A 23,343-nucleotide genomic window follows, 5' to 3' on the forward strand; every position below is an offset into this window, starting at 1 on the left:
AGTGTCTCATTCATAAATAGGTCAGTAGCACTTACCTCCTTATATAGGAGGTAATGTGTTGCTTACTAAAAAAGATAAATAAACAATGTAGAGAGGGTTTAGTGAAATGAAGTTGCATACACTTGTATCATGTTTGCATGATTTTCCAGTTGTTCCAAAAGAAAATCCAGAAATCACATCTATAGAAGCTGATTCACGTAAAGTGAAAGAGGGAAGCTTATTTGTATGTATGAAAGGATATACGGTTGATAGCCATGATTTTGCTAAGCAAGCAGCGGCACAAGGAGCGGCTGCTATTGTTGCGGAAAGACCAATTGATGTTGACGTTCCAGTTGTACTTGTGAAAAATACTTTTCGTTCGTTAGCGGTTTTAGCTGATTATTTTTATGGTCAACCGACACACAAGTTACATTTAATCGGAATTACAGGTACAAATGGAAAGACAACAACATCGCATATTATGGATGAGATTATGCGAGCACATGGTCATAAAACAGGGCTAATTGGAACGATTAATATGAAAATCGGTGATGAAACATTTGAGGTGAAAAATACAACACCAGATGCACTAACACTTCAACAGACGTTTTCAAAAATGGTTGAACAAGGTGTGGACAGCACGGTAATGGAAGTTTCGTCACATGCGTTAGATCTTGGTCGTGTACACGGATGTGATTACGATGTAGCGGTATTTACGAATTTAACACAAGATCATTTAGACTATCATCAAACGATGGAAGAATATAAACATGCAAAAGGGTTACTATTTGCACAGCTTGGCAATAGTTATAATCATAATGGCGAAAAGTACGCTGTGCTGAATAGCGATGATAATGTAACAGAAGAGTATATGAGAAGTACTGCAGCAACAGTTGTAACATATGGTATTGATACAACAAGTGACATTATGGCAAAAAATATCGTTATGACGAGTGGCGGGACTACATTTACGCTTGTCACACCATATGAAAGTGTAAATGTTACGATGAAATTAATAGGTAAATTTAATGTATATAACGTACTTGCAGCAACAGCAGCAGGACTTGTTTCGGGTGTGAAATTAGAAACAATCATTGCTGTTATAAAAGAACTAGCTGGGGTTCCAGGGCGTTTTGAAGTTGTTGATGGAGGACAAAATTATACAGTTATTGTTGATTACGCACATACGCCGGATAGTTTAGAAAATGTATTAAAAACTGCAAAACAATTTGCAAAAGGTGATGTGTATTGTATCGTTGGTTGTGGCGGCGATAGGGACCGAACGAAGAGACCGATAATGGCAAGTGTTGCAACAAAATATGCAACTCATGCAATTTACACATCAGATAATCCAAGAAGTGAAGATCCAGCGGCTATTTTAGATGATATGGTACATGGTGCAAGTGGGAAAAATTATGAAGTGATTATTGATAGAAAAGAAGCGATACACCATGCAATCACTAAAGCGAAAGCAGATGATATCATTATTATTGCTGGTAAGGGTCATGAAACGTATCAAATTATTGGTAAAGAAGTTCATCATTTTGATGATCGTGAAGTTGCTAAAGAAGCAATTAAAGGGCGTTTAAGCAACGAAGAGTAACAACGTGAGAGGAGGACTACATGTGCTTGAGCAAGGTTTATTAGTAACGGCTGGGGTAGCATTCTTAATTTCTGTTGCCCTTTCGCCATTGTTTATTCCATTTTTAAGAAAATTAAAGTTCGGACAGAGTATTCGTGATGAAGGACCAAAGTCACATCAAAAAAAATCAGGGACACCAACAATGGGTGGTATCGTCATATACGTATCTATGATGGTAACTTCACTTATTATGGCGATTAAGTTTAATTATTTAGGTGCAGAGGTTTCGTTATTACTATTAGTGACGTTTGGTTACGGATTGATTGGATTTTTAGATGACTACATAAAGGTAGTTAAGAAGAGAAATCTTGGTTTAACATCAAAACAAAAATTAGTAGGTCAGCTTGTTATTGCTATTGCATTCTTTTTAATTGGAAAAGGGCAAGCGTTCCACACATACATCATGATTCCGGGAACGGATGTTAAGTTTGAATTAGGTTGGGCGTATTTTGTACTTGTACTATTTATGCTTATTGGTGGATCAAATGCAGTTAACTTAACTGACGGTTTAGATGGTTTATTATCAGGAACAGCTGCTATTGCATTTGGAGCATTTAGTATTATTGCTGTGGCACAAGAGCAATTTGGAGTAGCGATATTTTGTATGGCAGTTGTAGGAGCTGTACTTGGATTTTTAGTATTCAATGCGAATCCAGCAAAAGTGTTTATGGGAGATACAGGTTCATTAGCTTTAGGTGGAGCCATTGCAGCTGTAGCGATTTTATTAAAACAAGAATTGCTACTTGTAATTATTGGCGGAGTATTCGTAATGGAAACTTTATCGGTTATCATTCAGGTCATTTCATTTAAAACAACAGGAAAACGTGTCTTTAAAATGAGTCCATTACACCATCATTATGAATTATGTGGTTGGTCAGAGTGGCGTGTTGTTGTGACGTTTTGGTCTGCAGGATTTTTATTAGCTGTGTTAGGAATTTATATCGGGGTGTGGATGTAATTGAAAACTGTAACTGAATTTCAAAATAAGAATATTCTTGTATTAGGCATTGCAAAAAGTGGTTATGCAGCAGCTACATTGTTACAAAAGTTAGGGGCAAATGTTATTGTAAATGACGGAAAGCCTTTAGCAGAGAATGTACTTGCTGCAGAATTACAAGCAAAAGGAATGGACGTTGTATGCGGTGGTCATCCTTTAGAATTATTAGAGAGAAATATTTCTCTTGTAGTAAAAAATCCAGGAATCCCGTATTCTAATCCAATATTAGTTGCTGCGAAAGAAAAGCAAATTCCAATTGTTACGGAAGTTGAATTAGCATATCGTATTTCAGAAGCACCATTTGTTGGGATTACGGGGTCTAACGGTAAAACGACGACGACAATGCTGACATTTGAAATGCTAAAAGAAGGACAAAAGCATCCTGTAATTGCAGGGAACATTGGAACTGTAGCGTGTGAAGTAGCACAGGGTGCAAAAGAAAATGAAGTTGTAGTTACAGAACTTTCATCGTTTCAATTGATGGGAGTAGAATTGTTCCAACCTAAAATTGCTGCGTTTTTAAATTTATTTGAGGCCCACTTAGATTATCATGGGACGAAGAAAGAATATGGTTTAGCGAAAGCAAATATTTTTAAAAACCAAACAGAAAATGATTATAGTGTAATAAATGCGGATGATGCAGATGTGATGGCTTTGTCTGCGTATTCTAAAGGTCAAAAAATCCTGTTTTCGACAACGAAAGAAATTGAAGATGGCGCGTGTATAAAAGATAACGCTCTTTATTTCAAAGGTGAAAAAGTTGTTGAAGTAAGCGATATCGTTTTACCTGGTCAACATAATTTAGAAAATATTTTAGCTGCGATGAGTATTGCGAAATTATTAGGTACTTCTAATGAAGCAATTACGGTCGTGTTAAAACGTTTTACGGGTGTAAAACATCGTTTAGAATATGTAACAACGATTAACAACCGTAAGTTTTATAATGATTCAAAAGCAACGAATATGTTAGCGACTGAGAAAGCACTATCTGCGTTTACACAACCGATTGTGTTACTAGCAGGTGGGCTTGATCGCGGAAATGAATTCGATGATTTAATTCCGTATTTCAAAAATGTAAAAGCGATTGTAACATTTGGACAAACAGCTCCTAAACTAGTAAGAGCGGCAGAAAAAGCGGGATTAGATATAATTGAAAGTGTCGATACTTTGGATGAAGCAGTGGTGAAGGCTTATGCTCATTCTAAAGATGGCGATGTTGTTCTTCTTTCTCCAGCGTGTGCAAGCTGGGATCAATTTAAAACATTTGAAGAAAGAGGAGACATTTTTATACAAGCTGTGCATAAACTTATATAAAGTAAATCAAAACATCAGTAGGCTAACACCTACTGATGTTTTGTTACATAGGGCAAAAGGTTCTGCCTAAAGAGGTGGTGTTTGTGGGTAATGAAGAAAACGCCTGATTTTATTCTCATCATCGTAACACTTTCATTGTTGACAATCGGAATGATTATGGTTTATAGTGCGAGTGCAGTTTGGGCCTCTTATAAAATGGGGGACTCATTCTTTTTTGCAAAAAGACAATTACTGTTTGCGGGTCTTGGTGTAGTAGCTATGTTTTTTATTATGAAAATTGATTATTGGGTGTGGCGTACGTATTCAAAAGTGATTTTGCTAGTTTGCTTCATTCTTCTTATTCTCGTTCTTATTCCTGGAGTAGGTCTTGTTCGAGGAGGAGCACGAAGTTGGATTGGAATCGGAGCATTTTCGATTCAACCGTCAGAATTTATGAAGTTTGCGATGATTATTTTCTTGGCAAAGTTTTTAGCAGAACGGCAAAAATTGATTACATCTTTTAAACGTGGTTTATTACCGGCTCTTAGTTTTGTTTTTCTTGCTTTTGGGATGATTATGTTACAGCCAGACCTTGGGACAGGAACGGTAATGGTTGGGACATGTATCATTATGATATTCATTTCGGGAGCGAGAGTCTTTCACTTTGCAATGTTTGGTTTGATTGGTGTAGCAGGATTTGTAGGGTTAATTGCATCAGCACCGTATCGAATGAAACGCATTACATCATATTTAGATCCGTGGTCAGATCCGCTCGGGAGTGGATTTCAAATTATCCAATCATTACTTGCAATTGGACCTGGTGGATTATTTGGGCTTGGACTTGGACAAAGTAGACAAAAATTTCTTTATTTACCTGAACCGCAAACTGACTTTATATTTGCAATCTTATCCGAGGAATTAGGTTTTATTGGTGGTTCATTTGTGTTATTATTATTTAGTCTATTATTATGGCGCGGGATTCGTATCGCATTAGGAGCGCCAGATTTATATGGTACGTTTTTAGCAGTAGGTATTGTGGCGATGATTGCGATTCAAGTAATGATTAATGTTGGTGTTGTAACAGGACTGATGCCTGTTACGGGTATTACCTTGCCGTTTTTAAGTTATGGTGGATCAAGTTTGACATTAATGTTAATGGCAGTAGGTGTATTATTAAATATAAGTCGCCATTCTCGCTACTAAACCCTGTTTATAAGACAGGGTTTTTCGTATGTGTGTAAAAATGCAATATGTATATAGAAATAAGTATAATGGAAATAAGAAAAGAGAAGCGGAGGAGTTAGTAGTGCGTGTATTAGTGAGTGGTGGGGGTACTGGTGGTCATATTTATCCAGCTCTTGCTTTAATTAGAGAAATAAAAAAGTTAAATCCAGAAGCGAGATTTTTATATATTGGTACGGAAAATGGACTAGAGAGTACAATCGTTCCAAAAGCAGGTATACCATTTCAATCTATTGTTATAAGTGGATTTAAACGAAAAATATCATTAGATAATGTGAAAACAGTAATGCGTTTTCTAAAAGGTGTACAGGATAGTAAACGATACATTCGTCGTTTTAATCCGGATATCGTAATTGGAACGGGTGGATATGTATGTGGACCAGTTGTATACGCTGCAGCCAAACTAGGTATTCCAACTATTGTACATGAACAAAATAGTGTACCAGGTGTAACGAACAAGTTTTTAAGCCGTTATGTTGATAAAGTTGCTGTTTGTTTTGAAGCAGCTATAGAGCATTTTCCAGAGTCAAAAGTGGTAATGACAGGCAATCCAAGAGCATCAGAGGTAATGGATCAAAATGGAATGAAGGGGAAACGTTCAGTTGGGCTTTCTCTTCCTAAAAAGTCTGTACTTATATTTGGTGGAAGTCGTGGGGCTAGACCGATTAACGATGCCTTCGTTGAAGCAATTGAACAGTTTGGGAACAAAAGCTACGAAATACTATATGTAACGGGTGAAGTACATTATGATAAAGTGATGGAAGCCGTGAAGCAAAAAGGAAACCCAAGCAATGTTATTATTAAGCCGTTCATTCATAATATGCCAGAGGTACTAACTGGTGTAGACCTTGTTGTTTCAAGGGCTGGGGCAACAACACTTGCAGAATTAACAGCGTTAGGAAAACCAAGTGTGTTAATACCGAGTCCGTATGTAACAAATAATCATCAGGAAAAGAATGCACGTTCAGTTGTTGATAAAGGAGCGGCAAAAATGTTACTTGAAAAAGATTTAACAGCTGAAACGCTTATTCGTGATATTGATGAGATTTTATTGAATGCACAAACATTACAAAATATGAAGCTAGCGGCTAAGCAACTAGGTATTCCAGATGCAGCAAATAAGCTGTATGAAGTAATGAATAAGCTTGTAAAAAAATAAAGTGAGGCTTTAATCAGTGGGGAGTGATTCTCTCTCTTTGATTATTATCTTTCACTAATAGGATGTTTACTGACATCCTGATTCCGCCTAATTTCTTTGTTATCGCCGAATTTTGATTTAGGAGCTGTACTGCCCGTAAATAGAGGGATAACGTTAGGTGAACGCCCTGCATATTATTGTCATAAGGAGACTTAATATGGGGGAGATTGTCTATGGAACAATTAGTAAATGAGCTTATAGAAGCAGACGTTGGTCGTGTTTTAGTTAACGAGCCGTTAGCACGTTATACAACTATGAAAATAGGTGGACCAGCGGATATTTTAATTGTGCCAAAGCATGTAGCCGGTATTGAAAAAACATTACAGTTAGTAAAGCAATACAAAACGAAGTGGACTGTAATTGGTCGCGGTTCAAACCTTCTTGTATCTGATCAAGGCATAGAAGGTGTTGTTATTCGTTTAGGAGAAGGATTAGATCACTTAGAGGTCGAAAAACATAAGGTAAGAGTTGGTAGTGGATATCCTCTTATTAAATTGTCAACTTTACTTAGTCGTCAAGGGTTAGCTGGATTGGAGTTTGCGAGCGGTATTCCAGGAAGTGTCGGTGGTGCAGTATACATGAATGCAGGTGCACATAAATCGGATATATCGAGTGTATTATCGAAGGCTCTCATTCTGTTTGAAGACGGTACAATTGACTGGTTAACGAATAAAGAACTGGAGTTTTCTTATCGGGCATCTGTATTGCAAACGAAACGTCCTGGTATTGTTTTAGAGGCGGTGTTTCAATTACAGGCGGGAAAACGTGAAGAAATTGTACGTAGTATGCAAAATAATAAAGATTACCGCCGTGAAACGCAACCATGGAATCACCCGTGTGCAGGAAGTGTATTTCGGAATCCAATCCCACATTTTGCAGGAGATTTAGTAGAAAAAGCAGGGCTTCGTGGTTATAGGATTGGTGGAGCTCAAATTTCTGAAATGCATGGCAATTTTATTGTTAATACCGGGGGAGCTTCAGCGCAAGATGTATTGTCTTTAATTGAATTAATAAAACATACAATTAAGGATAAATTTGATGTAGATATGCACACAGAAGTAGAAATCATTGGAAGATAACGGTTATTCGTTCCGCTCATTATCATTTATGTTATAATAAGAAGATAAGAACGGCATGAGGAACATGCCGTTCTTTATGTTACATAGGGGGATCGTACATGAATAATAGTAAAGTGATTAAACTACAAGATCGTGTACCAAAATTGAAAAATCAAAAGAAAAAAAACAAAAAAAATGTTAATCATCGATTGATTTTATACATATCAATTTTATTTTTATTAGTGCTCTTTTTAATTTATTTTCGGTCTCCGCTTAGTAATATAAAAAAGATTAGTGTGTTTGGAAATCACTATATGACGGATGAGCAAGTAATGAAGGATTCAGGCGTGACATATGATACAAGTTATTTCCGAGTGACAGCACATAAAGCTGAAGAAAACTTAACGAAGCGAAAAGAAATTAAAGCAGTAAATGTAAAAAAACGTTTTCCAAACAAGATTGATATTCATATCGAAGAATATTTAACGATTGGTTATATAAATAAAGAGGGAAAATTACAACCGTTATTAGAAAATGGAAAAACGCTTGATGTACTACCTAATGGAAAACTTCCTGTTGCAGCACCGATTTTTGAACCTTTTAAAGAAGAGAAAATGAAGGAGTTAATCGCTGAACTAGAAAAATTAACACCAGCTATTTTAAAATCTATTTCGGAGATTCGCTATTCACCAACGAATGCGAATGAAGATCATCTTACTTTATATATGAATGAAGGTTATGAAGTGAGCACTACGATTCAAAATTTCGCAAAACGTATGGAAGCCTATCCACTTATTTTAAAAACAATTGAGCCAGGTAAGAAGGTATTAATTGACTTAGAAGTAGGTGCATATACGAAAGAATTAGGTGCGGAAGAAAAAAAAGAATAGAATGGTAGTTTTCGTTGCTTATAGCAGAAAAAACGAAACGAATGTTCTATTATATGTATACGAATTTAGAAGAATGGTTCATTTGATGAAAAATATGTAAAAATTCTTAGATTCATACTAGTATTGGTACAAGTTTCACTTTTCTATGAGTACATCTTAGTGTAGACTTATACTTGGCGGTAAACTTTACACTCGAAATAGAATTATTTCAAGATAAGCAGTTATTCATAGTTTACTGCGATATTCTTAATTGAATGCTAAATAAAAATAAGAAAAATATAGGGTTAAAAAAGGGAAACGTATAAAGACGTTGAATATTTTTCTTATAAATAGTAAAGTTGCGATTGTTGTTCCATATATTGAGTTGTATGGTATAAATAAAGAAGGAGGTGCCAAAGAATGAACAGCAATGAAATATATGTTAGTCTTGACATCGGTACATCCAATGTTAAAGTCATCATTGGTGAAATGGTTAATGACAGCTTAAACATTATTGGTGTTGGAAATGTAAAATCAAATGGTTTAAAGAAGGGATCGATAGTTGATATAGACGAGACTGTTCGATCAATTAAAAAAGCAATTGAACAAGCTGAGCGCATGGTGGGAATCCACATTGAGCAAGTTGTAGTAGGTGTCAATGCAAACCAGGTACAGCTACTTCCTTGTCACGGAGTAGTCGCTGTTTCAAATGAAGATCGTGAAATCGGGAATGAAGATGTCTTACGCGTTCTAGATGCAGCACAAGTTGTGTCAATTGCTCCAGAACGTGAGTTTATTGATGTGGTACCTCGACAGTTCATCGTAGACGGTCTTGACGAGATTAACGATCCACGCGGGATGATCGGTGTAAGATTAGAAATGGAAGGTACACTTATTACAGGCTCGAGAACTTTACTACATAACCTACTTCGTTGTGTAGAAAAAGCAGGTCTTGAAATTGTTGATATTTGTCTTCAACCTTTAGCGGCTGCAACAGTTGCTATATCTTCAGATGAAAAAAATAGAGGAGTAGCCCTTGTTGATATGGGGGGAGGATCTACAACTTTATCTATTTTTAAAGATGGAGAGTTACAAGCGACGAGCGTATTACCATTAGGTGGAGACCATATAACGAAAGATATTGCGATTGGGTTGAAAACTTCAACAGAAAATGCAGATCAAATTAAGTTGAAATATGGACATGCTTTTTATGATACAGCATCTGAAGAAGAGATGTTTACGGTTCCTATTATGGGAAGTGATCAAACAGAACAATATTCTCAGTTGGAATTATCGGATATAATAGAGGCTCGTGTAGAGGAAATTTTAATGTTTGTTCAAGATGAAGTGCGTAAGTTAGGAGTAAAGCAAGTGGCTTCTGGTTATGTACTAACTGGCGGAATTGCTTCTATGCCAGGTGTTCTTGATCTTGCATATGATATTTTACATGAAAATGTTCGTGTAGCAACTCCTGATTATATTGGTGTGCGTGAGCCTCAATATACAAGTGGAGTTGGATTAATTAAACATTCTTATCAAAAAGCTAAATTACGTGGGAAAAATGTGCAGGAAAAGCAAGAGCATTTTGAACCAGTACCAGCACCAGCACCAACGCCGGTACAACAGCAACCCGCGAAACAAAAAACTCGTAATCAAAACAATAATAATCAAAATGATGACCGCATGATGTCAAAAGTAAAACGTGTATTCCGTTATTTATGGGATTAAAATTGGACACGAAAAATGAGGTTCTAGGGGGATTTCGACATGTTAGAGTTTGATACTACTCAAGATCAATTAGCGAATATAAAAGTTATCGGTGTCGGCGGTGGCGGAAACAATGCTGTAAACCGTATGATTGAACACGGTGTACAAGGTGTAGACTTTATCGCTGTGAACACTGATGCACAAGCATTAAATCTATCAAAAGCTGAAACAAAAATGCAAATTGGTGGAAAATTAACGCGTGGACTTGGTGCAGGCGCAAACCCTGAAGTAGGGAAAAAAGCTGCAGAAGAAAGTAAAGAACAGATCCAAGAAGCACTTCGTGGTGCGGATATGGTCTTCGTAACTGCCGGTATGGGCGGTGGAACTGGAACTGGTGCAGCTCCAGTTGTTGCTCAAGTTGCAAAAGAATTAGGTGCTTTAACAGTTGGTGTTGTAACACGTCCATTTACTTTTGAAGGACGTAAGCGTGCGACGCAAGCAGCATCTGGTATTGCAGCATTTAAAGAAAATGTAGATACTCTTATTGTAATTCCAAACGATCGCTTATTAGAGATTGTTGATAAAAATACGCCAATGTTAGAAGCATTCCGTGAAGCTGATAACGTATTACGTCAAGGTGTTCAAGGTATTTCGGATTTAATTGCAACGCCAGGTTTAATTAACTTAGACTTTGCAGACGTAAAGACAATTATGTCTAATAGAGGTTCTGCTTTAATGGGTATTGGTTCTGGTAACGGGGAAAATCGTGCTGCAGAAGCTGCGAAAAAAGCGATTTCTAGTCCATTACTAGAAACATCTATTGATGGAGCTCAAGGTGTTATCATGAACATTACGGGTGGCGCTAACTTAAGCTTATATGAAGTACAAGAAGCGGCAGATATTGTAGCTTCAGCTTCAGATCCAGAAGTAAATATGATCTTCGGTTCTGTTATTAACGAAGGATTAAAAGATGATATCGTTGTAACTGTAATTGCAACTGGTTTTGATGATAGCATTGCAACTCAACCACCAAAACCAATTATTCGTCCGAATGCGAACCACACGCAACAACAGCAACAACCAGTAGCTCAACCTTCAAAACAACGTGAAGTAAAACGTGAAATGAAGCGTGAAGAGCCAGTTGTACATGAGCGTCATTCAGATTCAGATGATATCGATATTCCAGCATTTTTACGTAACCGTCGTAGACGATAAAAAAAGGAGCTTTCATGCTCCTTTTTTGTTTTTTAAATGGAAAAGACCTGCTAAGCAGGTCTTTTTTTTATTTGGTATATTTTGTTGGTGAAAATAAGAGTATATCATTCTATGAATTTGTACTTTTATTTTTTACCGACAGATTATGTCTAGAAATCACAAAATAACAAAAAAACACCTCCGCAAATTGACACACTTTCCTATTGGATATGCATTATACTAGTCTCAACTTGAAAAAAGAGGTGAATTGTTTGGTTGTTTACGCCGACGTTGTTTGGTTGTTAAACGCCTGCATTGATTTTCTTTTGCTTTTATTAACAGCTACCGTGTTAAAAAAGAAAATCAAAAAATGGAGGCTTGTGTTAGGGGCATTTATAGGTTCAACTATTGTTATTTTTGCCTTTACTCCTTTTGCTTCTATGATGACACATCCAATTATGAAACTACTGTACTCATTACTTATTGTGTATACAGCATTTGGGTTTACAACATTTAGAAATTATGCACAAACTGTTTTTACTTTTTACTTTGTAACCTTTATGGTTGGCGGAGGATTAATTGGAACTCATTTCTTTTTGCAAACGAATGAAATGGTAAATGGATTGGTTCAATCTCAGTCAATTTCTTACGGTGATCCAATTAGTTGGTTATTTGTTATTTTTGGTTTTCCAGTAATTTATTATTTTTCTAAAAAGCGTATTGAAAGCGTAGAGGTCACGAAAATACACTATGATCAAATTGTGAAAGTAAAAATTCAATTAGCAGAAGAAGAACTAGAACTGGCAGGTCTTATTGACAGTGGGAACCAACTTTATGACCCATTAACAAAAACACCCGTTATGATTATGCATGTTTCATCATTAGAACATTGCTTACCATCTTGGTTAACAGAACAAATTTATTCCAAAACAGAAATTCCTCAAATACCAGAAAATGATTCTGGTTGGGCGACAAAATTACGCTTAATTCCTTTCCGTGCAGTAGGAGTAGAGAGTCAATTTTTGTGGGCAATTAAGCCTGACAGTGTGCAAGTTGACCATGAAGGTAGTTCTATTGTTGTAAACAAAGTATTAATTGGATTAAATACACAACAGCTTTCTACTAATGGGGAGTATCAATGTATTGTGCATCCAAAAATGTTGATTTCACAAAAAATGGTAATTGCTTAATAATGAGAGGCGGGATAATATGATGAAATTAAAATTTTATTTAGTATACCTTTGGTATAAAGTATTGCTGAAATTAGGAATTAAGACCGATGAAATTTATTATATTGGTGGAAGTGAAGCGTTGCCACCACCGTTAACAAAAGAAGAAGAGGAAGTTCTTTTGAATAAATTGCCAAAAGGAGATCAGGCAGCAAGGTCATTACTTATTGAACGTAACTTAAGGCTCGTTGTATATATAGCAAGAAAGTTTGAAAATACAGGGATAAATATTGAAGATTTGATTAGTATAGGAACAATCGGCCTTATTAAAGCGGTAAATACATTTAATCCAGAAAAGAAAATAAAATTAGCAACATATGCATCGCGTTGTATAGAAAATGAAATTTTAATGCATTTACGTCGAAATAACAAAAATCGTTCGGAAGTTTCTTTTGATGAACCACTAAACATTGATTGGGATGGGAATGAACTGTTATTGTCTGACGTGTTAGGTACAGATGATGATATTATTACAAAAGATTTAGAAGCTACTGTAGATCGTCACCTTTTAATGAAAGCATTACACCAATTAAATGATCGTGAAAAACAAATTATGGAACTTCGGTTTGGGCTTGCTGGAGGAGAGGAAAAGACGCAAAAAGATGTGGCTGATATGCTTGGGATTTCACAGTCATACATTTCGCGTTTAGAAAAAAGAATTATAAAAAGATTACGAAAAGAATTTAATAAAATGGTGTAAAGAATAAGACCAGCCGTTATGTAGGCTGGTCTTATTCTATTTAGTTGTATTAGGAAAGATAATTTAAATAACAAATCGTGAAAAAACCACATGCATAAAATCCCCTTCAAAGGAAATACTTTACACTGTACAGCAACTCCCGATAGGAGGGAACACTTTGACGAGAAACAAAGTAGAAATTTGCGGTGTTGATACAGCTAAACTTCCAGTATTAAAAAATGAAGAGATGCGTAAATTATTTCGTGAAATGCAAAGTGGAGAGATAAGCGCAAGAGAAAAATTAGTGAATGGAAACTTACGTCTTGTACTGAGCGTCATCCAAAGATTTAATAACAGAGGAGAATATGTTGACGATTTATTTCAAGTTGGTTGCATCGGACTTATGAAATCAATTGATAATTTTGATTTAGGCCAAAATGTAAAATTTTCAACGTATGCTGTGCCGATGATTATTGGGGAAATACGCAGATATTTGCGTGATAATAATCCGATTCGCGTATCGCGCTCATTGCGAGATATTGCGTATAAAGCTTTGCAAGTAAGAGAAAAGTTGATTGCAGAAAATTCAAAAGAACCAACAGCAATGGATATTGCAAAAGTGCTAGAAGTAACTCATGAAGAGATAGTATTTGCTTTAGATGCAATTCAAGATCCAGTCTCATTATTTGAACCGATTTATAATGATGGGGGAGATCCTATCTTTGTTATGGATCAGTTAAGTGATGAAAAACAAAAGGACGAGCAGTGGGTTGAAGAATTAGCATTGAAAGAAGGAATGAAGCGTTTAAATGATAGAGAGAAAATGATTATTAGAAAACGTTTCTTCCAAGGAAAGACACAGATGGAAGTTGCAGAAGAAATTGGGATTTCCCAAGCGCAAGTATCACGTTTAGAGAAGTCAGCCATTAAACAAATGAATAAAACGATTCAAGGATAAGGTCTCACCAATTATGGTGAGACCTTTTTATATGTAATATGGTTTGTGCTCATAGTAGGGGATTAGTGTTCATATAATTTCGTATAGGTGGCTTCCTGTAAATATGAGAAACAGTTTCCAATTTGTCATATAAGGGAGAGGATGAAAATGGTGATACGAATTTCAGAGTTACAGATGAAGGATGTTATAAATATTTCAGATGGAAAAAGGATTGGGAATATTGGAGATATTGAAATTGATATGAACACAGGGAAAATTTGTTCTGTTATTATTTCCAAACAGACACGTATGCTAGGTATTTTTGGAAAAGATGTTGAGATTGTAATTCCTTGGAAGGAAATTGTGAAAATTGGGGAAGATGTCATACTTGTAAGAGTAAATCCTGTTAATTCTGTAACAGAATCAATACAAACACCGACAATTTCATAAAGAATATTACAAATTCCTCTTTTTTTTCTGTTAGGATTATGAAAAAATAAAAGTATGGTAAAATAGACAGGAAGTACCATGCTTTTTTCTGTTATTTTAATTAAAAGGAGCCGCTTTATTATGAGAGAACCATTTAAATATGTGGACGGTATACTGTATTTACAAGCGTGGAAAGAACTTGGAAACATTACTGCTGGATTTACGACAAAAGATGGTGGGATAAGTACGGGCTCCTTTCATGCGATGAATTTAGGATTACATGTGAATGATATCGTGGAGAACGTTCATGAAAACAGACGCATTTTAGCAAATAAGTTACAAAAACCATTAGAAAACTGGATTTGCTCTGAACAAATTCATGCTCATCATGTTGAAAAAGTAGGGCAACAGGAAAAGGGAAGTGGTGTCTATTCATATGAGGACGGCATTTCAAAAACAGATGGCATTTATACGAGTAATGAAGATGTTCTGTTAACGTCTTGTTACGCGGATTGTGTTCCGCTCTATTTTTATGCACCATCACATGGTATGATAGGACTTGCGCATGCTGGATGGAAAGGCACTGTACAAGAGATTGCAAAGGAAATGATTCAAAAGTGGAATGCAGAAGGTATTTCAAGTGATGAAATTCATGTTGCAATTGGGCCGTCGATCGGATCTTGTTGTTATGTTGTGGATGATCGTGTATTAACAGCAGCACAGGAAGTAGTTAGGGGTGCTGTTCCTCATCAAAAAATTTCTGACGGGCAGTACGCAATTAATTTAAAAGAAATTAATCGTATATTATGTGTACAAGCAGGCATAAAAGAAGAGCATATTGTAATGTCATCTCTTTGTACAAGCTGTGAAGAGCAACTATTTTTCTCTCATCGTCGTGATCAAGGTAAGACAGGAAGAATGTTGAGTTTCATAGGTTTTAAGGAGGAAGAAAGCAAGTGACAGTACAAGAAAATTTAGTAATTGTAAACGAAGCTATTAAAGAATCTTGCGCTCGAGCTGGACGTTCGTTGCAAGATATTAAACTTGTTGCAGTTACAAAAACTGTAGGGATTGAAAAAACAAACGAAGTAATTGAAGCTGGAGTTATCGATTTAGGTGAAAATAGAAATGAAGGTTTCTTACAGAAATACGAGCATTTCGGTTCAAAAGTTAATTGGCACTTTATTGGCTCATTACAAACGAGAAAAGTAAAAGAAATCATTAATGAAATTGATTATTTACATTCGTTAGATCGTCTTTCACTGGCGAAAGAAATTCAGAAACGTGCTGATAAGAAAGTGAAATGCTTTATTCAAGTGAAAACCTCATCTGAAGAATCGAAGCAAGGATTGGCAATAGAAGAGGTTGTTTCTTTTATTCAAAGTTTGCAAGAATTCGATAAAATTGAAGTGGTTGGACTAATGACGATGGCTCCATTTACAGAAGAAGAGGAAGAAATCAGACGCTGTTTTAAGGAATTACGTATGCTGCAAACAGAGGTGCAGGAGCTAGAGTTATTACATGCGCCATGTAAAGAATTATCAATGGGAATGTCCAACGATTACAAGATTGCAATTGAAGAAGGGGCTACATATATTCGTTTGGGAACGATTTTAGTAGGAAAAGCGTAAAAGGAAGGAGAATCTTATTATGAGTTGGTCAAAAGTAAAATACTTCTTTTTTGATACACCGGAAGAAAAAGAAGCAGCTCAATATGGTTATGAAAAGGAGCAAACAGACATGAAAAAGCAGCAAGATCCACCAGAACAACAAGACGTTACGTTTCCGAAAGCGCAACCGAAGCAAAATGTTGTGAGTATTGAAACAGCAAAACAATCTTCAAAAGTTGTTTTATTAGAACCACGCACATATTCGGAAGCACAAGGGATTGCGGACCACTTAAAAGGTAGACGAGCTGTTGTAATTAATTTGCAGAGAATGTCTACTGATCAAGCGGTACGTATCGTTGACTTTTTAAGTGGTACTGTATACGCTATAGGCGGGGACATTCAAAAAATAGGGCCGAAAACATTTATGTGTACACCTGAAAATGTAGATATTGTTGGTGCGATTTCAGAGTTATTCGGTGAAGAAGAAGAAACAAATATAAAGAGGTGGTAATACGCCATGACAACAGTTTTTATAGTGTTAAGTTATGCTATCGAGATTTACTCGTGGGCACTTATTATTTACATTCTCCTATCATGGTTTCCTGGTGCGAAGGAATCATCTTTTGGAGAGTTCCTGGCACGTATTTGTGAACCGTATTTAGAACCGTTCCGCCGCTTTATTCCGCCGCTTGGAATGATTGATATTTCTCCAATCGTTGCGATCTTTGCGTTGAAACTTGCTAAAACTGGTTTGTTCAGTTTATTAAGCTATTTCTTATAGTAAGAAGGTAAATACATGAGCATCTACGAACATTTTAGGCCTGATGAGGAGGTCTTTGTGGATAAAGTGCTAGAGTGGAAGCGAGCGGCGGAGTACCATCAAGTGAAGTTAACGGATTTTCTCGATCCTAGGCAACAACAAATTGTTTCTATGGTAATAGGACAAGGTGATGTTGCTGTGCAATTTGGTGGTGCAACGCCTAATGCAGAGCGTAAAAGAGCACTTATTTATCCAGACTATCTAGAATTAAATGAAGAAGAATTTCAAGTAGAAGTATTAGAAATTGACTATCCTTCCAAGTTTTATACGCTAGAACATAGGCAAATATTAGGTACATTTATGTCTCTTGGTTTAACAAGAGAAAAATGTGGTGATATTTTGCTGCAAGAAAATCGTGCCCAAATTGTAGTTGCGAAAGAAATTGTATCGTATATTGAGATGAACTTACAATCAATAGGGAAAGTAAAAGTCTCTTTAGCGTCAGTGCATGGAGAACAAATTCTACAGATACATGAAACGTGGGGAGAGAAATCTGGAACGGTTTCTTCACTTCGTTTAGATGTTATGTTAGCTGAAATGTTACATTTATCTAGACAGAAAGTACAACCTTTCATAAAAAATGGTTTAGTAAAAGTCAATTGGAAAACAGTGGAGCAAACTTCTTATGAATGTTATCCAGGAGATGTTTTTTCTGTTAGAGGATATGGCCGAAGTAAATTATTTTCTGTAGAAGGTAGAACAAAACGCGACAAATGGAGAATTTTGTATGGTATACTAAAATGATTGGTTTTTTAGAAGGAAATCCTCCTATTTTGTCGAAGAAAAGATATAATTGAAAGAGGAAATTTAGATAACTACTTGGAGGTGGCGTTGTGCCGTTAACACCATTAGATATTCATAACAAAGAATTTGGTCGCGGATTCCGTGGCTATGATGAAGATCAAGTAAATGAGTTTCTTGATCAAATTATCAAAGATTATGAATTGGTCATTCGTGAGAAAAAAGCTTTAGAAGAAAAAGTTGCGCAGTTAGAAGGGAAGTTAGATCATTTCTCTAATATTGAAGATACGTTAAACAAATCTATCGTTGTTGCACAAGAAGCAGCGGAAGAAGTAAAACGTAATGCGCAAAAAGAAGCGAAATTAATTGTGCGTGAAGCTGAAAAGAATGCTGATCGTATTATTAACGAAGCATTAGTAAAATCAAGAAAAGTTGCTTTTGATATTGAAGAGCTAAAGAAACAAGCGAAAGTATTCCGAACTCGTTTCCGTATGTTATTAGAAACACAGCTTGAGATGTTAAACAACGATGATTGGGATAAACTAATTGAATTAGAAGACGAAGTAGATGAACTGTTGAAAAAAGAAGAAACAGTGTAAGCTTGACGTTTTTCTCATTATTACATATAATTTTAAACAACATATTTATTAAGAAAAACGAAGATAGGGATAAGTACCTTTTCAAACCTTATATAGCGAACTGAGGATGGTGTAAGCTCAGGATAAGGAGATAGTGGGAATATCACCCTGGAGTTCCGCGCTGAACAAATAGAGTAAGCGTAGGCGTGTATTCGCGTTAAGAATATAAAGAGGATTCTATACATATGTATATGATCTACTAGGGTGGTACCGCGGGAGACTTTCTCGTCCCTTTTTGGGATGAGAAGGTCTCTTTTTTATTCCGTTTTTTAAGTATTTCTTTTATACATGTAAGGAGGAATTGAGCATGGAGTACAAAAATACATTACTGATGCCAAAAACTGAGTTCCCAATGCGTGGGAATTTACCAAAACGTGAGCCTGCAATGCAAGAAAAATGGGCTGAAATGAATATTTACGAAAAAGTACAAGAACATACAAAAGGTCGTCCTTTATTTGTATTGCATGATGGACCTCCATATGCGAATGGTGACATTCATATGGGACATGCATTAAATAAAGTATTAAAAGACTTTATTGTTCGTTATAAATCAATGAGTGGTTTTAGTGCGCCATATGTTCCAGGATGGGATACGCACGGTTTACCAATTGAACAAGCTTTAACAAATAAAGGTGTAAAACGTAAAGAAATGACAGTTGCTGAGTTCCGTAAGTTATGTGCAGAGTATGCATATGAACAAGTAGAACGTCAACGTGAACAATTTAAGCGTCTAGGTGTACGTGCAGATTGGGATAATCCATATATTACTTTAGAGCCAGCTTATGAAGCACAACAAATTAAAGTGTTTGGTGACATGGCGAAAAAAGGTTATATCTATAAAGGTCAAAAACCAGTTTACTGGTCTCCAACGAGTGAATCTGCTTTAGCGGAAGCTGAAATTGAATATCAAGATAAAAAATCAGCATCTATTTACGTAGCATTCCCTGTAAAAGATGGAAAGAACGTATTAGAAGGTGATGAAAAGTACATCATTTGGACAACAACACCTTGGACATTACCTGCAAACTTAGGTATTTCTGTTCATCCAGAGCTTGAATATAGCATTGTAAAAGTAAATGATGAGAAATATATCATTGCTTCTGAGCTGTTTGAGACAGTTGCAAAAACGTTAGAGTGGGAAAATGCTGAAGTTGTGAAAACAGTAAAAGGTAGCGAACTTGAGTATACAGTTGCAAAACATCCATTCTACAATCGTGATTCATTAGTTATGCTAGGAGATCACGTAACAACAGATGCAGGTACAGGTTGTGTTCATACAGCACCAGGACACGGGGAAGATGACTTCGTTGTTGGTAAAAAGTATGGATTAGAAGTACTTTGCCCAGTCGATGATAAAGGTGTATTAACAAATGAGGCACCTGGATTTGAAGGCTTATTCTATGATAAAGCTAACAAACCAATTACAGAAAAATTAGAAGAAGTAGGCGCGTTACTGAAACTAACATTCATTACACATTCATACCCACATGATTGGAGAACGAAAAAACCAATTATTTTCCGTGCAACAGCACAGTGGTTTGCATCTATTGAAGCATTCCGTAAAGAATTAATAGAAGCTGTAGCAGAAACAAAATGGGTACCAGCATGGGGAGAAACTCGTCTTCATAATATGGTTCGTGACCGTGGTGACTGGTGTATTTCTCGTCAGCGTGCATGGGGTGTGCCAATTCCGGTATTCTATGCTGAGAATGGTGATCCAATTATTACGGATGAAACAATTAACCATGTAGCAGATTTATTCCGTGAACACGGTTCTAACGTATGGTTCGAGCGTGAAGCGAAAGATCTATTACCAGAAGGATTTACACATCCAGGTAGCCCAAATGGCGAATTCCGTAAAGAAACAGACATCATGGATGTATGGTTCGATTCAGGTTCTTCTCACCAAGCGGTATTAGAAGAGCGCGAAGATTTACAGCGTCCAGCTGATTTATATTTAGAAGGATCTGACCAGTATCGTGGTTGGTTTAACTCTTCATTATCAACAGCAGTTGCTGTAACAGGTAAAGCTCCATATAAAGGCGTACTAAGCCACGGTTTCGTACTAGATGGTGAAGGACGTAAAATGAGTAAGTCGATTGGAAACATCGTCGTACCGAAGAAAATCATGGATCAATTAGGCGGAGACATTTTACGCTTATGGGTATCTTCTGTTGACTATCAATCTGACGTACGTATTTCAGATGATATTTTAAAACAAGTAGCAGAAGTGTATCGTAAAATCCGTAACACATTCCGTTTCTTATTAGGAAACTTAGACGACTTTAAGCCAAGTGAAAATGCAGTAGCTGTAGCTGAACTTCGTGAAGTAGATCGTTACATGTTAGTAAAATTAAATGACTTAATTACAAAAGTTAAAGAAGCATATGAGACATACGACTTCGCTGCTGTGTATCATGCAATTCATAACTTCTGTACAATTGATTTAAGTTCATTCTACTTAGACTTTGCAAAAGACATTTTATACATTGAAGGTGCAAACCACGAAGATCGTCGTGCAATTCAAACTGTATTATATGATGTTCTTGTTGCGTTAACGAAACTTGTAACACCAATCTTACCGCACACAGCTGATGAGGTATGGCCATATATTCCAGGCGTAACAGAAGAAAGTGTACAATTAACTGATATGCCAGAAGCTGTACAATTAGATGACGCGGAAGCGTTAAAAACAAAATGGGATGCATTTATGACATTACGTGATGACGTGTTAAAAGCACTAGAAGTAGCTCGTAATGAAAAAGTAATCGGTAAGTCATTAAATGCAAGCATTACGCTATATCCAACTGCAGAAATGAAAGCTATGTTAGAGTCTATTAGCGAAGACTTAAAGCAATTATTCATCGTTTCTGAGTATAAACTTGGTGGTATGATGGATGAAGCGCCAGCAGATGCACCGAAGTATGAACATACAGCGGTTGTTGTTGTTCAAGCAACTGGTGAAACATGTGAACGTTGTTGGGTAGTTTCAGAAACAATTGGTAAAGATGCTGAACATGAAACATTATGTGAGCGTTGTGCAACAGTTGTTAAAGAAAACTATGTAAAATAATAAAAAACTGACTGCTATTGATGCGGTCAGTTTTTTTGTTGATGGCATATCAAGATCACTTTCAGACTCTTTCCTGTGAAGGAAAAATGTGTGTGAGGTAAGCAAATAAATTTCGGACACACTAACTGTACATTACAGCTAGGAGGAATGTACACGTGAATGAAATTTACATGGAAATAAAAGAAGAATTGCAATTGATGAGAAAAGAGTTGCAAGAGAGACTAGCTAAAGAAGTAATGCACAAATATGATGTCGAGTTCAGCCAAGAGCTTGGATATGAAATTAAGGAAGAGATAAAGAAAAAATTGCTATTACATGATATAAAAGAGGATTTAAAGGATGTAGAACGCGCATTATTTAAAATGGAAATAGACATGTATGGTATTTGTGAAGAGACAGGGAGATTAATTTCGACAAAGCAAATGAAGACAATGCCGACTGCCCGTACGATTCATGAATTCTTCTACGAAAAGGTAAATGTATGAATACGCACAACGATATTATATTACCTTTTTTAAATTTATTTTATTCTTCTATAAAGGTTCATTGTGAAAAGGTAGCAGCTATGCTAAAATTTTGAGGTACACTGTCTTTGTGGGGGAAATGAAAATGATATATTATGTAATAGCGTTATTCGTCATTGCTATCGATCAAATATCGAAGTGGTTAATTGTAAAGAACATGGAATTGGGTACGAGTATTCCGATTATCGACAATGTATTATACATAACATCACATCGAAATAGAGGCGCTGCTTGGGGTATTTTAGAAAATAAAATGTGGTTCTTCTACATTATTACAGTTGTTTTTGTAGTGTTTATTGTATTTTATATGAAAAAGTATGCGAAAACAGACAAGCTTCTAGGTATTTCGTTAAGCCTAATTTTGGGCGGGGCAATTGGTAACTTTATTGATCGTGTATTTAGACAAGAAGTAGTGGATTTCATTCACGTGTATATTTTCTCGTACAACTATCCAGTATTCAATATAGCTGATTCAGCATTATGTATTGGTGTTGTATTAATTATTATTCAAACATTATTAGAAGGCAAGAAAGCGAAGGAGTAATTGAATGAGTGAAGTAGTACAAGTAACAGTTGCAGCAGAGCAAAAAAACGAGCGAATTGATAAATTCGTTGCAGGGATAAATAACGAATGGTCACGTACGCAAGTGCAGCAATGGATTAAAGATGACGTTGTGACAGTAAACGGAAAAGCGGTAAAAGGGAATTATAAAGTAAAAGAAGAAGATGAAATTACAGTAACAATTCCTGAACCAGAAGAGTTAGATATTCAACCAGAGGATTTAAATTTAGAAATTTATTATGAAGATGCAGATGTGCTTGTTGTAAATAAGCCACGTGGTATGGTTGTACATCCAGCACCAGGGCATACAAGTGGTACACTTGTAAACGGCCTTATGCACCATTGTACAGACTTATCAGGCATTAACGGTGTAATGCGCCCAGGTATCGTGCATCGTATTGATAAAGATACATCTGGACTATTAATGGTTGCTAAAAATGATATGGCACATGAATCGCTTGTAAATCAGCTTGTAGCAAAAACAGTAACGAGACGTTACAAAGCGATTGTACACGGTGTGATTCCGCATGATAAGGGAACGATTGATGCTCCGATTGCTCGTGATAAGAAAGAGCGTCAAAGTATGACAGTTGATGAAAATGGTAAGAACGCTGTTACGCACTTCCAAGTGTTAGAACGCTTTAAAGACTTTACGCTTGTAGAATGTCGCTTAGAAACGGGACGTACGCACCAAATTCGTGTTCATATGAAATATATTGGCTATCCACTTGCAGGAGATCCGAAGTATGGTCCGAAGAAAACGTTAGATATGAATGGACAAGCACTTCATGCGGGTATTTTAGGCTTTGATCATCCTCGTACTGGTGAATATATTCAGTTTGAGGCACCGATTCCAGAAGTGTTTGAAGACGTATTAAATATTTTACGAAAATAGTATTGACAAATCATAAGAAAACTGAGA

The 23,343-nt window shown here is 36.2% G+C and carries 23 protein-coding genes and 1 other annotated feature; all 23 genes read left to right on the forward strand.

The genetic code is table 11. The features are described from left to right. Positions 1–106: 106 nt before the first annotated feature. The 23 genes from murE (at position 107) to EBQ15_RS20015 (ending at position 23,316) form a co-directional block, all read left to right on the forward strand. Positions 107–1,582 carry a UDP-N-acetylmuramoyl-L-alanyl-D-glutamate--2,6-diaminopimelate ligase gene (gene murE / locus EBQ15_RS19905; RefSeq protein WP_000766319.1) on the forward strand — a complete coding sequence of 492 codons (1,476 nt, stop codon included), beginning with the start codon at positions 107–109 and terminating at the stop codon, positions 1,580–1,582. Positions 1,583–1,604: 22 nt separating this feature from the next. Next, a complete protein-coding gene (gene mraY / locus EBQ15_RS19910) occupies positions 1,605–2,579 on the forward strand; it encodes a phospho-N-acetylmuramoyl-pentapeptide-transferase (protein ID WP_000893060.1) in 975 nt (324 codons plus the stop codon). Next, complete coding sequence (gene murD / locus EBQ15_RS19915; RefSeq protein WP_000860128.1) at positions 2,580–3,932, forward strand: UDP-N-acetylmuramoyl-L-alanine--D-glutamate ligase; 1,353 nt, start codon at positions 2,580–2,582, stop codon at positions 3,930–3,932. A 90-nt stretch (positions 3,933–4,022) separates the two neighbouring features. Beyond that, a complete protein-coding gene (gene spoVE, locus EBQ15_RS19920; protein WP_000753520.1) occupies positions 4,023–5,114 on the forward strand; it encodes a stage V sporulation protein E in 1,092 nt (363 codons plus the stop codon). A gap of 103 nt (positions 5,115–5,217) precedes the next feature. After that, positions 5,218–6,312 carry an undecaprenyldiphospho-muramoylpentapeptide beta-N-acetylglucosaminyltransferase gene (gene murG, locus EBQ15_RS19925; protein WP_021728036.1) on the forward strand — a complete coding sequence of 365 codons (1,095 nt, stop codon included), beginning with the start codon at positions 5,218–5,220 and terminating at the stop codon, positions 6,310–6,312. Positions 6,313–6,524: 212 nt separating this feature from the next. Continuing rightward, the gene (murB, locus tag EBQ15_RS19930; RefSeq protein WP_000437024.1) at positions 6,525–7,430 is read left to right on the forward strand and encodes a UDP-N-acetylmuramate dehydrogenase; all 906 of its coding nucleotides are present in this window, start codon (positions 6,525–6,527) and stop codon (positions 7,428–7,430) included. Between the two features lie 98 nt (positions 7,431–7,528). Continuing rightward, entirely contained in the window at positions 7,529–8,299 is a 771-nt protein-coding gene (divIB, locus tag EBQ15_RS19935) for a cell division protein DivIB (RefSeq protein ID WP_001065789.1), read from the forward strand. A 399-nt stretch (positions 8,300–8,698) separates the two neighbouring features. Beyond that, positions 8,699–10,006: a cell division protein FtsA gene (ftsA, locus tag EBQ15_RS19940; protein ID WP_001087557.1), complete on the forward strand. Its 1,308-nt coding sequence runs from the start codon at positions 8,699–8,701 to the stop codon at positions 10,004–10,006. Positions 10,007–10,045: 39 nt separating this feature from the next. Continuing rightward, a complete protein-coding gene (gene ftsZ / locus EBQ15_RS19945; RefSeq protein ID WP_000888984.1) occupies positions 10,046–11,200 on the forward strand; it encodes a cell division protein FtsZ in 1,155 nt (384 codons plus the stop codon). Between the two features lie 251 nt (positions 11,201–11,451). After that, entirely contained in the window at positions 11,452–12,369 is a 918-nt protein-coding gene (spoIIGA, locus tag EBQ15_RS19950; RefSeq protein WP_000261970.1) for a sigma-E processing peptidase SpoIIGA, read from the forward strand. Between the two features lie 19 nt (positions 12,370–12,388). Then, on the forward strand, positions 12,389–13,108 hold the full coding sequence (sigE, locus tag EBQ15_RS19955) for an RNA polymerase sporulation sigma factor SigE (RefSeq protein WP_000976948.1): 720 nt from the start codon (positions 12,389–12,391) through the stop codon (positions 13,106–13,108). Between the two features lie 157 nt (positions 13,109–13,265). Next, positions 13,266–14,045 (forward strand): RNA polymerase sporulation sigma factor SigG, encoded by a 780-nt coding sequence (gene sigG / locus EBQ15_RS19960; protein WP_000197755.1) that lies wholly within the window; start codon positions 13,266–13,268, stop codon positions 14,043–14,045. 147 nt (positions 14,046–14,192) lie between these two features. Beyond that, a complete protein-coding gene (locus EBQ15_RS19965) occupies positions 14,193–14,474 on the forward strand; it encodes a YlmC/YmxH family sporulation protein (RefSeq protein WP_000236745.1) in 282 nt (93 codons plus the stop codon). Positions 14,475–14,594: 120 nt separating this feature from the next. Next, positions 14,595–15,413, forward strand: a complete 819-nt coding sequence (gene pgeF, locus EBQ15_RS19970) for a peptidoglycan editing factor PgeF (RefSeq protein ID WP_001209005.1) — start codon at positions 14,595–14,597, stop codon at positions 15,411–15,413. Beyond that, positions 15,410–16,084 (forward strand): YggS family pyridoxal phosphate-dependent enzyme, encoded by a 675-nt coding sequence (locus EBQ15_RS19975; RefSeq protein WP_000218007.1) that lies wholly within the window; start codon positions 15,410–15,412, stop codon positions 16,082–16,084. The genes pgeF and EBQ15_RS19975 overlap by 4 nt, the downstream gene beginning before the upstream one ends. A 19-nt stretch (positions 16,085–16,103) precedes the next feature. After that, positions 16,104–16,574 (forward strand): cell division protein SepF, encoded by a 471-nt coding sequence (locus EBQ15_RS19980; protein WP_000119129.1) that lies wholly within the window; start codon positions 16,104–16,106, stop codon positions 16,572–16,574. Positions 16,575–16,580: 6 nt separating this feature from the next. After that, positions 16,581–16,844, forward strand: a complete 264-nt coding sequence (locus EBQ15_RS19985; RefSeq protein ID WP_000214233.1) for a YggT family protein — start codon at positions 16,581–16,583, stop codon at positions 16,842–16,844. Positions 16,845–16,859: 15 nt separating this feature from the next. Beyond that, positions 16,860–17,627 carry a YlmH family RNA-binding protein gene (locus EBQ15_RS19990; RefSeq protein WP_016118557.1) on the forward strand — a complete coding sequence of 256 codons (768 nt, stop codon included), beginning with the start codon at positions 16,860–16,862 and terminating at the stop codon, positions 17,625–17,627. 89 nt (positions 17,628–17,716) lie between these two features. Next, on the forward strand, positions 17,717–18,223 hold the full coding sequence (divIVA, locus tag EBQ15_RS19995) for a septum site-determining protein DivIVA (RefSeq protein ID WP_001131611.1): 507 nt from the start codon (positions 17,717–17,719) through the stop codon (positions 18,221–18,223). Positions 18,224–18,274: 51 nt separating this feature from the next. After that, positions 18,275–18,498 (forward strand) — a binding site (T-box leader). 71 nt (positions 18,499–18,569) lie between these two features. After that, positions 18,570–21,335, forward strand: coding sequence for an isoleucine--tRNA ligase (gene ileS2, locus EBQ15_RS20000; protein WP_000455920.1), 2,766 nt, complete (start codon positions 18,570–18,572; stop codon positions 21,333–21,335). A gap of 155 nt (positions 21,336–21,490) precedes the next feature. Next, complete coding sequence (locus EBQ15_RS20005) at positions 21,491–21,820, forward strand: TraR/DksA C4-type zinc finger protein (protein ID WP_001002956.1); 330 nt, start codon at positions 21,491–21,493, stop codon at positions 21,818–21,820. Positions 21,821–21,944: 124 nt separating this feature from the next. Next, entirely contained in the window at positions 21,945–22,403 is a 459-nt protein-coding gene (gene lspA / locus EBQ15_RS20010; protein WP_000642184.1) for a lipoprotein signal peptidase LspA, read from the forward strand. Positions 22,404–22,407: 4 nt separating this feature from the next. Then, complete coding sequence (locus EBQ15_RS20015; protein WP_000005830.1) at positions 22,408–23,316, forward strand: RluA family pseudouridine synthase; 909 nt, start codon at positions 22,408–22,410, stop codon at positions 23,314–23,316. The last annotated feature ends 27 nt before the right edge of the window (positions 23,317–23,343 follow it).

Origin of the sequence: Bacillus sp. 2D03 (assembly GCF_003946765.1) — a bacterium.
In the GTDB taxonomy this organism is placed as follows: domain Bacteria; phylum Bacillota; class Bacilli; order Bacillales; family Bacillaceae_G; genus Bacillus_A; species Bacillus_A cereus.

Bases quoted from the DNA above. Each gene is read 5' to 3' on its own strand.
- murE (WP_000766319.1), top strand. From the start codon at position 107: ATGAAGTTGCATACACTTGTATCATGTTTGCATGATTTTCCAGTTGTT.
- spoVE (WP_000753520.1), top strand. From the start codon at position 4,023: ATGAAGAAAACGCCTGATTTTATTCTCATCATCGTAACACTTTCATTG.
- murB (WP_000437024.1), top strand. From the start codon at position 6,525: ATGGAACAATTAGTAAATGAGCTTATAGAAGCAGACGTTGGTCGTGTT.
- divIB (WP_001065789.1), top strand. From the start codon at position 7,529: ATGAATAATAGTAAAGTGATTAAACTACAAGATCGTGTACCAAAATTG.
- ftsA (WP_001087557.1), top strand. From the start codon at position 8,699: ATGAACAGCAATGAAATATATGTTAGTCTTGACATCGGTACATCCAAT.
- ftsZ (WP_000888984.1), top strand. From the start codon at position 10,046: ATGTTAGAGTTTGATACTACTCAAGATCAATTAGCGAATATAAAAGTT.
- sigE (WP_000976948.1), top strand. From the start codon at position 12,389: ATGATGAAATTAAAATTTTATTTAGTATACCTTTGGTATAAAGTATTG.
- EBQ15_RS19965 (WP_000236745.1), top strand. From the start codon at position 14,193: ATGGTGATACGAATTTCAGAGTTACAGATGAAGGATGTTATAAATATT.
- pgeF (WP_001209005.1), top strand. From the start codon at position 14,595: ATGAGAGAACCATTTAAATATGTGGACGGTATACTGTATTTACAAGCG.
- EBQ15_RS19980 (WP_000119129.1), top strand. From the start codon at position 16,104: ATGAGTTGGTCAAAAGTAAAATACTTCTTTTTTGATACACCGGAAGAA.
- EBQ15_RS19985 (WP_000214233.1), top strand. From the start codon at position 16,581: ATGACAACAGTTTTTATAGTGTTAAGTTATGCTATCGAGATTTACTCG.
- EBQ15_RS19990 (WP_016118557.1), top strand. From the start codon at position 16,860: ATGAGCATCTACGAACATTTTAGGCCTGATGAGGAGGTCTTTGTGGAT.
- ileS2 (WP_000455920.1), top strand. From the start codon at position 18,570: ATGGAGTACAAAAATACATTACTGATGCCAAAAACTGAGTTCCCAATG.
- lspA (WP_000642184.1), top strand. From the start codon at position 21,945: ATGATATATTATGTAATAGCGTTATTCGTCATTGCTATCGATCAAATA.
- EBQ15_RS20015 (WP_000005830.1), top strand. From the start codon at position 22,408: ATGAGTGAAGTAGTACAAGTAACAGTTGCAGCAGAGCAAAAAAACGAG.